Annotated in this window: 14 protein-coding genes; 1 reads left to right on the forward strand and 13 read right to left on the reverse strand. The window is 72.3% G+C overall.

From position 1 onward, the window contains the following. Nucleotides 1–4: 4 nt before the first annotated feature. From DSM104299_RS25795 to DSM104299_RS25850, 12 genes are all read right to left on the reverse strand, one after another. On the reverse strand, nt 5–2,569 hold the full coding sequence (locus DSM104299_RS25795) for an ABC transporter permease (RefSeq protein WP_272474537.1): 2,565 nt from the start codon (nt 2,567–2,569) through the stop codon (nt 5–7). After that, nucleotides 2,560–3,273 (reverse strand): ABC transporter ATP-binding protein, encoded by a 714-nt coding sequence (locus tag DSM104299_RS25800; protein ID WP_272474538.1) that lies wholly within the window; start codon nt 3,271–3,273, stop codon nt 2,560–2,562. Before DSM104299_RS25800 ends, DSM104299_RS25795 begins: the two co-directional genes overlap by 10 nt. Beyond that, on the reverse strand, nt 3,270–4,013 hold the full coding sequence (locus DSM104299_RS25805; protein ID WP_272474539.1) for an ATP-binding cassette domain-containing protein: 744 nt from the start codon (nt 4,011–4,013) through the stop codon (nt 3,270–3,272). The genes DSM104299_RS25800 and DSM104299_RS25805 overlap by 4 nt, the downstream gene beginning before the upstream one ends. 6 nt (nt 4,014–4,019) lie before the next feature. Further along, a complete protein-coding gene (locus tag DSM104299_RS25810) occupies nt 4,020–4,556 on the reverse strand; it encodes a PadR family transcriptional regulator (protein WP_272474540.1) in 537 nt (178 codons plus the stop codon). A 94-nt stretch (nt 4,557–4,650) separates the two neighbouring features. Further along, on the reverse strand, nt 4,651–5,367 hold the full coding sequence (locus tag DSM104299_RS25815; protein ID WP_272474541.1) for a hypothetical protein: 717 nt from the start codon (nt 5,365–5,367) through the stop codon (nt 4,651–4,653). 68 nt (nt 5,368–5,435) lie between these two features. After that, complete coding sequence (locus DSM104299_RS25820; RefSeq protein WP_272474542.1) at nt 5,436–5,879, reverse strand: hypothetical protein; 444 nt, start codon at nt 5,877–5,879, stop codon at nt 5,436–5,438. 73 nt (nt 5,880–5,952) lie between these two features. Continuing rightward, on the reverse strand, nt 5,953–7,146 hold the full coding sequence (locus tag DSM104299_RS25825) for an NHL repeat-containing protein (protein ID WP_272474543.1): 1,194 nt from the start codon (nt 7,144–7,146) through the stop codon (nt 5,953–5,955). 446 nt (nt 7,147–7,592) lie between these two features. Continuing rightward, nucleotides 7,593–9,410, reverse strand: a complete 1,818-nt coding sequence (locus DSM104299_RS25830; RefSeq protein ID WP_272474544.1) for a glycerol-3-phosphate dehydrogenase/oxidase — start codon at nt 9,408–9,410, stop codon at nt 7,593–7,595. A gap of 11 nt (nt 9,411–9,421) precedes the next feature. Beyond that, entirely contained in the window at nt 9,422–10,876 is a 1,455-nt protein-coding gene (gene glpK, locus DSM104299_RS25835) for a glycerol kinase GlpK (RefSeq protein WP_272474545.1), read from the reverse strand. 28 nt (nt 10,877–10,904) lie between these two features. Then, nucleotides 10,905–11,837 carry an MIP/aquaporin family protein gene (locus tag DSM104299_RS25840; RefSeq protein ID WP_272474546.1) on the reverse strand — a complete coding sequence of 311 codons (933 nt, stop codon included), beginning with the start codon at nt 11,835–11,837 and terminating at the stop codon, nt 10,905–10,907. A gap of 68 nt (nt 11,838–11,905) precedes the next feature. Next, nucleotides 11,906–13,327: an HD-GYP domain-containing protein gene (locus tag DSM104299_RS25845; RefSeq protein WP_272474547.1), complete on the reverse strand. Its 1,422-nt coding sequence runs from the start codon at nt 13,325–13,327 to the stop codon at nt 11,906–11,908. A 44-nt stretch (nt 13,328–13,371) separates the two neighbouring features. Beyond that, the gene (locus DSM104299_RS25850) at nt 13,372–13,719 is read right to left on the reverse strand and encodes a hypothetical protein (RefSeq protein ID WP_272474548.1); all 348 of its coding nucleotides are present in this window, start codon (nt 13,717–13,719) and stop codon (nt 13,372–13,374) included. Nucleotides 13,720–13,824: 105 nt separating this feature from the next. On the opposite strand from DSM104299_RS25850, the gene DSM104299_RS25855 reads away from it, so the two are divergent. Beyond that, on the forward strand, nt 13,825–14,019 hold the full coding sequence (locus DSM104299_RS25855; protein WP_272474549.1) for a hypothetical protein: 195 nt from the start codon (nt 13,825–13,827) through the stop codon (nt 14,017–14,019). Here DSM104299_RS25855 and DSM104299_RS25860 read toward each other — a convergent pair. After that, nucleotides 13,987–14,994, reverse strand: a complete 1,008-nt coding sequence (locus DSM104299_RS25860) for an NAD(P)/FAD-dependent oxidoreductase (protein ID WP_272474550.1) — start codon at nt 14,992–14,994, stop codon at nt 13,987–13,989. The genes DSM104299_RS25855 and DSM104299_RS25860 overlap by 33 nt on opposite strands. Nucleotides 14,995–15,095 lie beyond the last annotated feature (101 nt).

Raw genomic sequence — 15,095 nt, forward strand, 5'->3', positions numbered from 1 at the left:
GCGCTCACATGCGCGGCGACGGCACGGATCGCGCGACGAGATATCCAGGGACGATCAGGACGAGCAGCGACACGCCGAGGACGATGCCGACCGTCGTCGCCGCCGTCCCCAGCTGAATCTTCTCGACGACCGGATATCCCGTGACCGCCTGGACGCCGCGCGTCGCGAGGATCTGACCGAAGAGCCCGACGACCGCGCCGACGAGGACGCCGACGCCGAACAGGACGCCGGTCTCCACGAGCAGCGACCGCCACAGCAGGCCCGTGGGCAACCCGATGAACTTTTGGCCGGCGACGACAGGCCGGTGCTGCCAGAGCAGGCCGGTCATGGCCGCGCTCATCGCCAGCACGGCCGCGAGCAGCGTCAGCCCCGTGATCTGCCGGAGGCGTGACAGCCCGGTGCGACCGACGGCGCTCTGACGCGCGGCGCGCTGCTTCGCGGTCTCGACGCGCAGGGCCGAGCGTGCCCCCAGCGCCTGGATGACCTGCCGCTGTCCGGCCGCGGGCCGGACGCCCCACGCGAGATGCACCTGGTAGGCGGCGACGGCGGGGCTGCCCCAGGCGTCGGCGAACTCCGACGCGTTGACGATGATCGTGCCCGAAGACCAAGCGAGGCTGGTCGTGATCGCCGCGACGCGCAGGTCGATGGGGTGGGGCGCCGGCAGGACGAAGCGGTCGCCCTGATCGAGCCCGAGGGCGTCGGCGAGGCCACGCGACACGGTCGCCCATCCGCCGCGACGGACCCGTTCGTCGGTCAGCCGTGCGTCGCCCTTCTGGATCTGGCTGGCCGGGACCAGGTTGGGGGCGTCGATCGGTGCACCGACGATCCATGCGCGATGTCCCGCGACGTCGAGCAGTCCGCCGCGGTAGAGGCTGACCTGGCGGACGTCGGGCAGCGCACGGAGCTTGGCCGCGGCGTCCGGAGCGAACGTCGACGTCGCGATCGAGCTGCCGGCGCCGGGCGCCGTGGCCCACAGGTCGGCGGGAGCGTTCAGGTCGTGCGCGACGCGGTCGAGGCCGGCCTGGAGGTTGACCTGCGCGCCTTGCAGGGACGTCGCGCCGAAGACGGCGATCGCGCCCGTCGTCGTGATCGCCAGCGCTCGCGTTCGCCATCGGCGCGCGCGTAGCTGGTGCAGGGCGAGCTCGACCGCGGGAGCCGAACGCGATCGCCGGTTGAGCCGGCCGATCGCGGTGATCGCCCCGGCGAGGATCGGCGACAGCAAGCACGCGAGCCCCAGCGCGAGGAGCATCAGACCGACCACCGCCGCCGATGGGGCGACCAACGCGATCGTGATCGCTGCGGCCAGCGCGACGAAGCCCACCGCGATCAGGACGCTCCGTCCGTCGATGCTCGTCTTGCCGCCGCGGCTCCCCTGTCGCCTCGGGATGGCGGCCACGACCAGCTCGCGGACCGGGAACAGGACGCCGACGACGGCCGCCAAGAGGCCGCCCATCGCAGCGATCGTGATGCTCTGCCACGTCACGACGCGGGTGTCGCCGATGGGGAACGCGCCCGAGAGGAAGCTCACGTCGGACCGGAACCCGTGGCGCGACAACAGCTCACCGGCGGCCAACCCGAGCACGACGCCCACGACGCCGATGGCGCCCGCCTCCACGAGCAACGTCTTGAGCGTCGCCGACGGCGGGAAGCCCTGACGCTGTTGTTGTATGACCAGCCGGCGGCGGTCCGGCGCGGTGACGAGCAGCGCGCAGACCGCGAAGAGCCAGCCGACGAGGGCGCTGAGGACGCTGAACAGCACGGTCGCTTGGCTCGTCGGCTTGGCCGCCTGCTCGAACAGGCGCGTCTCGTCGTCCGCGTGTCGTACGTCGACGCCCCCGAGACGCAGCCGCGCGAGCTCCTCGCGGACCTGGGCCACGCGGTCGGGCTCGGCCTCGACCAGGATGCGGCTGACCTGCGGCCCAGACTTCGCCATGCGCTGCAGATAGGCGAGCGGGACCAGGACGATCGACGTGTCCGCCAGGCTGCCGATCTGACCGCGATCGGCCACCGTCGCCGGCACGGTGATCCGCCGGCCGTCGAGCTCGACCCGCACGTCGTTGCCGAACTTCAGGCCGATGCGCGCCGCGGCAGCACCGGGCACGATGACGGTCTCCTGCTCGGCGGCATCAGCGCTGGTGAAGCCCTTCAGCAGCGTCCCGCGCAGCTTGACGATGCGCGGGTCGGCACCGAAGAACGTCACGTCCGCCTGCCCGCGCGGACCGACGACGTCGCCGGGCACCTGGAGCTCCGGAGCCGCCCGCCGCACCCCGGGGAGCGAGACGATCTTGTCGTAGGTGCTCTCGGGGATCGTTGTGGCGCCGAGCGCCACGACCTGGAGCTGTCCACTGCCGACGATGCCCTCGTTGAGCTTGTGCACCGGTCCCGACAGCGACGAGGACGCGACCTGAGCGGCGTAGAGCAAAGCCACGCCCGCGGCGATGCCGAGGACGGCCAGCAGATCCTGGACCCACCGCCACCGACGCAGCCGCCGCCGGTAGATCACCAGCGCGGCGCCGACGCGCAGACGCCCGGGCCTGACCGGTTCCAGGCCCCACGCGCTCAGTCCCAACGCGCAGCACCTGCCTCCGTGACCCGGTCGTGCAGGACACCGTCCTGCAAGGTGTACACCTTGTCGGCGTAAGCGGCGGCGCGCTCGTCGTGGGTGACCAGGAGCGTCGCCATCGCGCGCTCGTGCGTCGCCGCTTGCAGCAGCTCGAGCACCTCCTGGCCAAGCTGGCTGTGCAGGTTGCCGGTCGGCTCGTCGGCGAGGAGCACCTTCGGCGCCAGCGAGAGCGCCTGCGCGATCATGACCCGCTGGCGCTCGCCGCCCGACAACGTGTCGGCGCGATGGTCGAGGCGATGGCCCAGACCGAGCTCCTTGAGCAGTGGCGTGACCGCGCGGTGACCGTCGCGGATGCGGCGCGAGGCCACGAGGTGCTTAATCGCAGCGTTCTCCACCACCGTGGCGCCTTCCTCGAGGTCGGCGTCCTGCTGCACCCATCCCAACTGGTGCAACCGGTAACGCGCAGACTCCTTCGGTGACAGCCTCGTGATGTCACGACCGTCGACCAGCACGCTGCCGGCGTCGGCGCGTTCGACACCGGCCACGATCCGCAGCAGCGTGCTCTTGCCCGAGCCCGACGGTCCGTAGAGCGCCACCAGCTCGCCCGGCGCGACGCTCAGCGAGACACCGTCGACCGCCCGGACGCACTCCCCGCCGCTGCTGAAGTGCTTGCGCACATCGCAGAGCTCCAAGACCGACGTGGCGCTCATGGCTTGCGCTCAACGGACGTCCCGGCGCCGGTTGGGCGCAGCGGGATGACCGACCCTGCTGAGCGCGTCGACGGCCCGTCAAGGCGCCCCTCGCGGATCGACCAGATCCGGTCGGCGCCCTGAAGCTCCATCAACTCGGCCGCGGTCACCAGCACCGCGACGCCGGTCGCCGCGACCGACGCCAGCAAGTTCATGATGTCGGAACGCTCCGTCGCGGCCAAGCCGGCCACCGCATCGTCGACGACCAGCAACCGCGGACCACGAACGATCGCTTGGGCGATCGCCGCGAGCATGCGCTCGCCGTCGGAGAGATCGCACCAGGCCTCGCCGCCGATGTCGTCCGCTCCGACCCGGCCGAGCGCGACCCGCACGCGACGCAGCGCCTCGCACCGAGCGCAACTGGTGAGCAACGCCGAGGCCAGCCAGTCTTCGACGGCCATCTCTTCCAGCTCGGGACCGCGGCGAGCCGCGAAGCCGATCTCGGCGTACGCCTCGAGGTGACGAGGGCGACCGTCGACGCTGCTCGTCAGCGTCTGGCCGTCGAAGGTCACCGACCCCGTGGTCGGCGCGAGGATCCCGGCGACCACTTGCGCCAAGGTGCTCTTGCCGGCGGCACGTCTACCCCACACCCCGGCCAGCTCGCCCGCATGCAGCTCCATCGACACGTCGACGAGCGCGCGGGCCGAACGCCGCCCACGCCAGTACGTCAGGCCAACTGACTCGACGCGCACCAGCTCCATCGTGCGTCAGCGCTCCTGCGCCGGCGCGTGCTCATTGAGCGCCTCCAGCTCCGCGCGCAGGTCGCCCAGGATGGTGGCCAGGCTCGCGACGTCGGCGGCCTGCGTCCTCGCTACCAGCGTCTGGACGACCGTGCGCCATGGAGCCCCGCGCTGCACCAGGCTCCGTGGGTCGCCCATCAGGCTCCACTCTTGAAAGCGCGAGAGGCTCGCGCGCTCCAGGTGCGCCGCGTAATCGGCCAGCAGCGGGAGATCCTCCGGTCGCGCGGTGCTCAAGCGCAGGCAGAGATCGTCGAAGCTCACGGGCATGGTGCGGGCGTGACGATCGAACTCCGCGACGCCCGAGGGCGTCGCCGCGTAGATCGTCCGCTCAGGATGGCGCGATGCGGCCGTGGCGACCACGTCGTGCGGCGCGATGTGCCCCGCCTCGCTGAGCCGGTCGAGGTGCCGGTAGACCGTTGAGCGGCCCGGCCGCAACGCGTCGGGGAGAGGCCAGCGCTCGATCTCGGCGTAGAGGGCGTAGCCGTGCGTCGGCTCGCGCGCCACCAATCCCAACACGGCATATCGAGTCGACTCCGCCACACCTCTCCTTTTCGGATACAGGAGCATATCTGTATTGGTGCGCAGGATGGAGAAGCATTCAGTGCCGATGTGCTGCGCTCGGCGCGAGCGCTGGGCAGCGCACGACGTCGTCGACCGCGCTGCGGCCGCCGTCGGCGAAGCGCAGGATCAGGCGAAAGCGGAAGCCGGCTTTCGGACAGCGTCTGGGCAACGGAACGCCGCTCGGGTGGTAGCGCATGACCCGCCCATGCGAGCGCTTGGTGTAGGAGATGCCGGGACCGCCGAGGACGAGCTGCAGATGCGAGAGCGCGATGGGCGCGCCGAAGGGCAGCTGCGGGATCTGCGGGATCCTGATCGCGACGCCGATCCCGAAGCCGGGCGGCGGGATGTACAGGTAGCCCTGGTAGGTCAGGTGGAAGCGCGCCGGGTTGTAGGTGTTGGCGATGACGACCAGGCCCGGCTTGTCGTCGACCGACGCGCCGGCGTGCAGCTCGAGGCTCGCGGCACCGTCGATCGCGGGTTCGACGAGCAGCGCCGCCTGCGCCGAGCCGGTGCCCATCAGCGAGTTGGCCGGGCAGGGGTTCTGCGCGACGGGGTTCATGACCGCGGCGATCTCGTCCGCCGGCCGCCTGCAGGACGCGGCCCCGAGTCCGCTGGAGGTGAGGTCGATGCCTGCGGACGTCAACAGCCGCAGCTCGGTCACCGGCGTCAGCTTCGGGCTCACCGACACCGCGAAGGCCAACGACGTGTCGTGACCCAGGCGCGCGCCGTCGCCGAAGCCGACGTGGAACGACACCGGGGCAGCGCTCGCGCAAGCGGGCAGCGCCAGCGCCGCGGCGGCGACCGCGCTAGCCGGCCCCGACGTCAGGAGGTGAACGAGCCGGTGGCGTCGAGGGTGGCGTGCCATGTGCTGCGGTTCACGACCCCGCTGAACCGACCCGTGCCCTTCGCGTGCGCGTACCGCCCTGTGCCACCGGTGATCGTCGCGGCGCCGTCGAACTTCGTCCGCATCGACAGCGACCGCGCCCGCCCGTCGACCTTCATCCGGACCGACCCACCGCTGGTCGCGATCGTCACCGTGCCGCGCAGGACTACCGAGTGCTCGATGGCGATCCTGGACTTCACGGTGCCAGTGAACGTCCCACTCGCGCGGCCGGAATGCTGGAACTTCGACGCGCCCGTCTTCTTGACGAGCACGAGGTCGACGTGCTCCTTCACGCTCCTGGCCGAGCCCGCGTAGGCGCTGGTGGCCGCGAGAAGGGCCGATGCTGCGCAGGCGAGCGCGAGGACATGACGGGACCGGGACACTGCCGGCGCAAGGTACTGCGACGCCACCGGAAACACAACCAGACACACCGTCGTCCGCGCGGCGCCGGTTCGGTCAGCGACGACGCAGCTGGCGCATCGGCAGCGTGGTCACGCGAGTGAGCTCGTGCGGCCGGTTGTGCTGGTTGACCTCGAGCATCCAGAGGACCGCCCCGGACGCCGCGAGCAGGTTGATCGTGTTGCCGTGGCGCGGGTGCAGCGGGTAGGAGAGCGTCTGCCCGTCGGCGCGGACCCGCAGGAGATGGCCCTTGGAGTCTCGCGTCCAGAGCGCGCCGCCCGGGCCCCGCAGGGGATCCGCGTTCAGGTACGCCCCGGGCTGAGCCATGTCGAAGGTGTTGAGGGTCGCCTGGCCGAGGTCGAGCTGGCAGAGCTCGGAGGCCGCGAGGAGGCAGAGCGACCAGTCGAGCCCACGGCCCGGGCCCGGAGGAAGCGGGCGCGACACCGCGTGGGGCACGACGGCCGTATGCGAGACCTCGGCGCCGTCGGCACCAAGACGAACGACTTCCTGACCGGGCGCGAACGTGAGCCAGGCGATGGTGCCGTCGGACTCCACCGCCACCGGCCTCCCGTCGCGCGAGACCGCCGACGTCGTGTGGCGACCGTCCACGGTCACATGGCCGACGCGCCCGACGCCCTCGCGGAACCAGGCTCCTCGCCCATCGGCATCGGCGATCGCCTCGGGCAGGATCGCGCCCGACCCGCGGGAGATCGCGATCCGGCGCTCAGCGCCCGTCGCCGAGAGGTGGACGATCGCACGGGGCGCCTGGGCGCCCGTCGCGGAGCTCGCCGTCAGCCACAGGGCCCCACCGCGCCCCGCGATCAGCCCGCTCGTGCGAGCGACCGAGGACAGCCGGAACGCCTTGGCGTCCAGACCCGACGAGATCCGCACGACCTCGCCGCCGCCGTCGTGGAACCACAGCGCGCCGTCGGACGCCCAGGTCAGATCGCGGGCCCTGAACCATCGCCGCGCACGGGCGTCGAGACCGGCGAGAGCGATCCGTCGAACCGCACCGTCGAGCGTGACCCGTGCGACGACCGGTCGTCCGCTCGCATCGCGACAGACCGCGAACAGGCTGCCGTCGACAGCCGTCGCGCTCTCGCCACGGGGCGCTTCGTGGCAGACGCGACCCAGCCCTGGGACGAGGTGCATGTCGATCCGCGCACCGGCCGCCGAGCACATGGCCAACGGAGCGGCGAGCAGGAGCATCACCGCGAAGATTCGACCATTACGCAAAGCAGTGCTGTTCATTCCAGAATCGTCGCCCAATTGGGGTAGGGAAGTCAAGCGGCCATGGGGCGCGGCGTGTTGAGCAACTGGCACGAGTCTTGTGACGCGGAACCGTGCCTCTAAACACCCTTTTGCGCTGCTATGCGGACAACCTACTGACGCCGCGCCGTATCACTGAGTAGTCGGCCCGTCGCTCCGAGGTACGAGCGGCGCGGCGGCGGTGACGGTGGAGCTAGGCGGTTGCGTCCAAGCGCGGTCGCGGTGCCCGAGGCGGTCGAGGCGCGTCACCCGAGGAGACGCCGGCGGCGGAGCTGCTGCGAAACGCCGCCGATCGGCGGCGGCACCAGGACCGACCACGCACCGGTGCGCAGGCAGCCGCGGCGCCCAGGGGCCGACTGCGGCCAACAGCGACGGCGCCGCCAACAGCAGCCGCGGCGCGTCACCCGAAGGCGCCGCGCCCCCGAGCCTCAGCTCGGCCCCACCGGCGCCGTCGCGTGCTCGCCGCGGCCCGCGGCGTCTTCCTGGACGGCCGCGCGGCTGTTGCGGTCGGTCAGGCGCTCGAGTGGGAGGACCGGGGCGACGTCGGGTGCGCCGAGGCGGGCGGCGTCGGCGCCGAGGTCGTCGTCCTGCTCCTGGGACTCGCGCTCGGCCGCGACGCGGGCGGTGTAGTGCTCGATCTCGCGGGCGATCTGCTGCTCGTCCCAGCCCAGCGGCCCGGCCATCAGCTTCGCGGCCGGCGCGGCGGCGCCCAGGCCACGGTCCCAGGTCTCGATCGAGGTCCGGGTCCGGCGCGTCAGCACGTCTTCCAGGTGCGCCGCGCCCTCGTGGGTCGCGGCGTACAGGATCTCGACGCGCAGGTAGTCGTCGGAGCCCTCCAGCGGCTCGCCCAGCGACGGGTCCTCCTCGATCAGCGCCAGCAGGTCGTCGATCAGCGATCCGTAGCGGTGCAGCAGGTGCTCGATGCGCGAGACGTGGACGCCCGAGCGCTCGGCGATCCGGTGGCGGGCGTTCCAGCGGGCCAGGTAGCCCTCGGCGCCCAGCAGCCCGATCTTGTCGGTCACCGACCCGGACACCTCCTCCTCCAGCCCGTGCACGGCGGCGTCGACCGCGTCGGCCGCCATCACGCGGTAGGTGGTGTACTTGCCGCCGGCCACGGCGACCAGGCCCGGCACCGGATGGGCGACGATGTGCTCGCGCGTCAGCGCGCTCGTCGACTCCGACTCGCCGGCCAGCAGCGGCCGCAGCCCGGCGTAGACGCCTTCCACATCATCATGCCCCAGCGGAGTGACCAGGTACTGGTTGACGTGATCCAGCAGGTAGTCGATGTCCTTCTTCGACGCGGCCGGATGCGCCTTGTCCAGCGTCCAGTCGGTGTCGGTCGTCCCGACGATCCAGTGGCGACCCCACGGGATCACGAAGAGCACCGACGTCTCCGTGCGGATCGTCAACGCGGTGTCGCCGTGGATCCGGTCCTTGGGCACCAGCAGGTGCACGCCCTTGGACGCCCGCACGTGGAACTGCCCGCGCGCGCCGACCATGTCCTGCGTGTCGTCGGTCCAGACGCCGGTCGCGTTGATCGTCTGGCGGGCGCGCAGCTCGAACGGCTCGCCGCCGCCCGACTCCAAGTCCACCACCTTGACCCCGGTGACGTGCTCGCCCTCGCGCACGAACCCGACGGCCTGCGTCCGCGTCGCGATCTGCGCGCCGTAGGCCGCGGCCGTGCGCGCCACGAACATCGTGTGGCGCGCGTCGTCGACCTGCGCGTCGTAGTACTGGATCGCGCCCGTGAAGCTGTCCTTCTTCAACGCGGGGAACTTCTTCAGCGTCTGCCCGCGCGTGAAGTGCTTCTGGGCCGGAACCCCGCGCGAGCGCCCCAGCGCGGTGCCCATCGTGTCGTACAACACCAGGCCGGCGCCGATGTACGGCCGCTCCCATCCGCGGTGCGACAGCAGCGCCAGGAACGGCAGCGGCTGCACGAGGTGCGGCGCGATCCGGTCCAGCAGCAGCCCGCGCTCGTGCAGCGCCTCGCGCACGAGCGGGAAGTCGAGCTGCTCCAGGTAGCGCAGCCCGCCGTGGATGAGCTTCGAGGACCGTGACGACGTCCCCGACGCGAGGTCCCGCGCCTCGACCAGCGCGACGCTCAGCCCGCGCGAGACCGCGTCGAGCGCCGCACCCGTCCCGACGACGCCACCGCCCACGATGGCGACGTCGAACTCCTCCGTGCGCATGCGCTCCAGCGCCGCCGCACGGCTTTCGGGGTTGATCGCTCCAGCAGAAGAAGACATCGCCCTCCAGGCTAGTCCGGGATCACCCAGCGTCCGGCCCGCTGCAGCGCCCGGCGCCAGTCCGACAGCAGCGACTGCCGCTGGTCGTCGTCCATGTTCGGCTCGTAGCGGACCGACTCGGTCCACAGCGATCGCACGTCGTCCTCGGTCCACGTCCCGGTCGCGACGCCCGCCAGGTAGGCGGCGCCGAGCACGGTCGTGTCCGCGATCTCCGGCACCACGACCGGCACGCCGAGCATGTCGGCCTGAAACTGCATGAGCCACTTGTTCGCGGTCGCGCCGCCGTCGACCCGCAGCTCCTTGAGCCGAACGCCGAGCGCCGTGTTCTGCGCCCGGACCGCGTCGACCGACTGGTAGGCGATCGCCTCCAGCGCCGCACGCGCGATGTGCTCGCGCCCCGAGCCGCGCGTCAGCCCGACGATCGTGCCGCGCGCGTAGGGGTCCCAGTGCGGCGAGCCCAGGCCGGTCAGCGCCGGCACGAAGTACACGCCCTCGTTGGAGTCCAGCGACCCGGCCATCGCCTCGGTGTCGGACGCCGCCTCGATGATCTTCAGCCCGTCGCGCAGCCACTGCACGCCGGCACCGGTGACGAACATCGACGACTCCATCGCGTAGTCGACGCGGTCGCCGATCCCCCACGCGATCGTCGTGATCAGCCCCTGCTCCAGGATCGGCGGGCCCGAGCCCGCGTTCTGCAGCAGGAAGTTGCCCGTCCCGTACGTGTTCTTGCCCAGCCCCTGGTCGAGGCAGGCCTGGCCGTACAGCGCGCCCTGCTGGTCGCCGACCATCGCGGCCACCGGGACGCTGCCGCCGAACACGTCGGTCTCGGCCAGCACTTCGGAGTTGCGGACCGGCTCGGGCAGCGACCCGATCGGGACGCCCAAGGTGTCGCACAACTCGGCGTCCCACGCCAGCTCACGGATGTTGAACAACAACGTCCGCGACGCGTTGGAGTAGTCCGTCGCGAAGCGGCCGGTCAGCTTGAACAGCAGCCAGGAGTCGATCGTCCCGAAGCACGAGTCGGGCGAGACGCCGCCCTCCTTGATCATCCACTCGTACTTGGTCCCGCTGAAGTACGCGTCGAGCACCAGGCCCGTGCGCTCGCGGAACATCGACTCGTAGCCCTCGGCCTTCAGCCTGTCGCAGCGGCCCGCCGTGCGGCGGTCCTGCCAGACGATCGCGCGGTGCGCGGGCTCGCCGGTGTCCTTGTCCCACGCCACCGCCGTCTCGCGCTGGTTGGTGATGCCGATCGCGGTCAGCTTGGACCCGTCGATCCCCGCGTCGTCGAGCGCCTGGCGGGAGACCTTCTGCACGGTCTCCCAGATCTCGTTCGCGTCGTGCTCGACCCATCCGGGCTTCGGGAAGAACTGCTCGAACTCCGAGTAGGCGCTGGTGACGACCTTCCCCTTCTCGTCGAAGATGAAGGCTCGTGAGCCGGTGGTGCCCTGGTCGATCCCCAAGATCATCTGTCGGTCCTCTCCTGCGTGGAAGGGGTCACGTCCGCTCACCGCGGGTGTCCTCGACGGTCTCGGCGCCGGCCTCGACGCCGACGGCCTCGGGCTCACCGCGGGCCAGCAGCACGTCGCGGATGAGCTTGTCATAGATGAAGCCGCCGATCGCGGCCCCGACCAGCGGCGCGACGATCGGGATCCACATGTAGAACGATATGTTGCCGTAGTCGCCCGGGATCGCGTTCTTGCCCCAGCCGGCGATCCAGGCGAACAGCCGCGGGCCGAAGTCGCGGGCCGGGTTGATCGCGTAGCCCGAGTTGGCGCCGAACGAGATGCCGATCGCGACGACGATGAGGCCGACGATGAACGGCGCCAGGTTCGACAGCGGCGGCGTGTTGCGGTCGTCGGTGACCGCGAAGATCACGCCGACCAGCAGCGCGGTGCCGATCACCTCGTCGAGGAACGGCCCCCACCAGTTGTCGAAGTACGGCGCGGGCGTCGTCCCGAAGATGCTGAACGTGGTCGCGCCGTCGGCGCTGGCGCGGTCGGCGACGTGGTGCGCCGTGTTGTAGGAGTCGATCGCGGTCTTGTAGTTGAAGTACACGATCGCGGCGCCGACGAACGCGCCGACGACCTGCGCCGCCGAGTAGGGCAGCACCTTGCGCCACGGGAAGTCGCGCCGCAGCGCGTTGGCCAGCGTGACGGCCGGGTTGAGGTGGGCGCCGGTGACGCCGCCGGCGACGTAGACGCCGAGGGTGACCGCCAGGCCCCAGCCCCAGCAGATGAGCAGCCAATCGCCGCTGGCCTGGAAGATCTCCGTGCCGCGACCGGATTGGTTGAGCGCCGACACCGCCATCGCCACCGACCCCGTGCCGAACAGGATCAGGACGCAGGTGCCGAGGAATTCGGCGGCCAGCTCTCCTCCGAGCGTCGACCGCCAACGAGCCGTAGGACCCGTCGAGCGTTGGGTGGACACCCACTTCCAGTGCCCGGATCGCGTGCGCGCAAACCTCAGGAGGCGCGCCGGAATGCAGTGCGAAGTGCCTAGGCAGCGTCGGCGAGCGGCGGCGCGTCGCGCAGCTCGGGCGCCACGCCCGTCAGCGCGCGCAGCGCCTCGACGCAGCGCGCGTCGAAGCACGTCCCGGCCTCGTCGACCAGCAGGCCCATCGCGCGCTCCGGCGTCCATGCGCCGCGGTAGACGCGCGGCGAGACCAGCGCGTCCCACACGTCGGCGACCGCGAGGATGCGCGTCTCGAGGTCGATCGCGTCGCCGCGCAGCCCGTCCGGATAGCCGGACCCGTCGAGGCGCTCGTGGTGGCCGCGCACCCCGCGGCGGATCTGCTCCGGGTAGCCGAGCTCGCGCAGCAGGCCGTCGCCCTCGACCGGATGGCGCTGGATGACCTTCATCTCGAAATCGGTGAGCCGCCCCGGCTTGGTGAGGATCGCGTGGGGCGTCGAGAGCTTGCCGATGTCGTGCAGCAGCCCGGCGAGCGCGAGGTCGCGCAGCCGCCCAGGCGCCAGGCCGAGCTGCTCACCGATCGCGACCGCCCACTCGGCGACGCGGCGCGTGTGCTCCTCGGTCGAGACGTCCTTGGCCTCCAGCCGCGCCATCAGGACCCGGACGCGCGCGCCGAGGAACGCCTCCTCCTCGGCGACGAGCTCGGCCGCCGGCAGGTCGCCGACGAGCGGATGCGACGGGCGGCCGCGGTGCACGTCGAGCGCGACCGGGATGCCGACCAGGCCGACGCCCAGCAGCTCCAGCGCGTGGCCGGTCCACCAGACCCAGGTGTAGGGGTCGAGCACCAGGACCGGGACCAGCGCCATGCCGAGCCAGACGATGCCGACGACGACGACCAGGTCGCCGGTCCGGCGCGTGAGCGCGAACGTGCGCACCGCGCGGCTGGCGACCGTGGCGAAGAAGAGCGTGCCGACGACGAGCAGGACGATCGCCTCGGGCGAGTCGTAGCCCGGGACGTTCGGGACGCGGTCGGGCATCGTGAAGCCGACGGCGCCGAGCCCGACGATGAACCCCAAGAACGCGACCAACCCGTAGGCCACGGTGTTCAGGTGCCGCGGACCGCGCAGCGCCGGCAGCGCGGCGACGGTCAGGATCGCGCCGCCGACCGGCAGCGCCAGGCCGCCCGCGACGGCGACGACGCCGTTGGGTCCGATGATCACGCCCGGCGTCGCGAGGCCGTGGATCAGCAGGATCAGCGTCATCGCGGCGAACGCGCCGCCGGCGACGACCGCGCGGGTCTCGCGCTGGCGGAAGCCGGCGAGCATCAGCGCGACGCTCGACAGCGCGGCGATGCTCGAGCCGATGGCCATGATGAAGAGGTGCTGCACCGCCGTGACCGGCGCCTTGTCCTCGCTGACGAGGAAGTGCATGACGGCAGCCGGGACCGCGGCGCTCGCGGCGATGAGCGTCAGGTTCGATCCGAGGCGACTGCGCAGGAGCCGGTCCACGTCCGGGAACGTCGGACGGGCCCGTGCGGTCTTGAGCGCCGTGGTCAGCGGCGCGCGGTGAAGCGCAGCGTCGCGCTCGCGCACTTCTGGCCCGTCGCGATCGAGCCGTGCACCCGCACGGTCCCCGACACGCGCCGCGCGTGGGCGCGCACGACGCCCGCCACGGTGATGCGCTGCGCGGGCTCGCCGGCGCGGAACGTGAAGCGCCCGTCGCGGCCGATGCGGGCGTTGCCGGCCTCGCGCACGACGAGCGGGCCGACCTCGCCGAAGGTGGCGCACGGGTAGCGCGCGATCCCGGCCCGGACGGCGACCACCACGCGGCCACGGACCTGGACGACGATGCGCCGGTCCTCGGTGGTGTGGCCGGCGTAGGCGACGGTGTCCGCGAGCACGATCATGCAGGGTGCCACACGGCTGGACCGCCGGTCGGAAACGCGTCGACAGCAGGAGGAAATCGCGTGACGGCGCGGCGCCGGCCGTCTACGGTCCGACGTGCCATGGACCCCGAAGAGCCCAACGTCCTGCGGATCGTCGATGGCGACGAGCGCTCGCTCGCCCGCCGCGTCGACCTCGCGCTGTCCGGCCTGCCGGACGGCTCGCGGGTCGACCACTTCACCTACTGGTATACGGGTCGGCCGCCGCTGCACGAGGCAACGGTGTCACCGCCCATCGAGCGCGGCGCCCCGCAGTAGCGTCCGGCTCCTGGCGAGCGCGTCGCGGTCCAGGACCAGCGAGCGCCCCCTGCCGGCGAGCAGGTGCCCGCGCACGACCGGCTCCCACGGCTCCGGCGTGACGCACGCGCCGGCACGCTGCGCGAGCACCGCGGCGACCGTGCCGGCCTGCTGCTCGGCGAGGTCGCGCTGCTCGACCGGATAGGCGGTCGCGGCGCCGGCGGCGAAGACGTCGACCATGCCGCGCACGGCGCCGTACGCGTCGACCGGGACGAACCCCTCGAACGTGGCGGGCAGGCCGGGCAGCGATGGGCCGTCCAGCGCCGGCAGCGCGACGACCCGCTCTCGGACGAAGCGTGCGCCGGTGCGCCCCTCGCGCAGCACGCCGCCGGGCAGCTCGGTCACCGTCGTGGCGCCGCGGAACGTGACGCCCGCGGCGTCGAGCAGCGGGTCGACCGCGAGCCGCGCCCGCTCGCCGAACAGCTCCAGCGGCGTGCGCTCGGGCGTGAGCAGGCGCATCGGGATGTCGAGGCCCGCGGCGCGCGCCTCGGTCCCGGCCTGGATCGCGAGCTCGTAGAGCGGCACCGACCACGCCACGCCGGGCGGGACGACGAACGCCAGCGACCGCGTGTGGCCGTCGTGCAGGTCGGCGAGCAGGCGGTCGAGCGCGACGGTGCCGGCCTGGCCGAAGAAGGTCCTGGCGCGGGTGTAGGCGACACGGGCGCGGGCGCCGACCGCGACGACGAGCGCGTCGTAGGCGACGCGGCGGCCGTCGAGGAGGGACACCTCGTGGTGGCCGGCGTCGACCGCGCCGACGCGTCCGCCGAAGAGGTCGGCGCGCAGCGCCCGTGCGCGGGCGCGGACGGCGTCGGTGTCGTTCTCGGGGGCGACGACCGTGAGCTGCACGCAGCCGCCGGCGTAGTCGCGCAGCGCCTGGAGCGTGGCGAGCGCCGCGGGGCCGCCGCCGACCACGACGACGTTGAGGGGAGGGGCCATCGGACCAGCGTGGGTCGCGCGGGCGCGCGCGTCTGCCGTAGGGCGCCGCAGATCGTGCCGCGGCGCTCCGCGCGCGCCGCGTGCGGTCGGACCGCAGGCGG

This window comes from Baekduia alba (genome assembly GCF_028416635.1).
Classification (GTDB): Bacteria; Actinomycetota; Thermoleophilia; order Solirubrobacterales; family Solirubrobacteraceae; genus Baekduia; species Baekduia alba.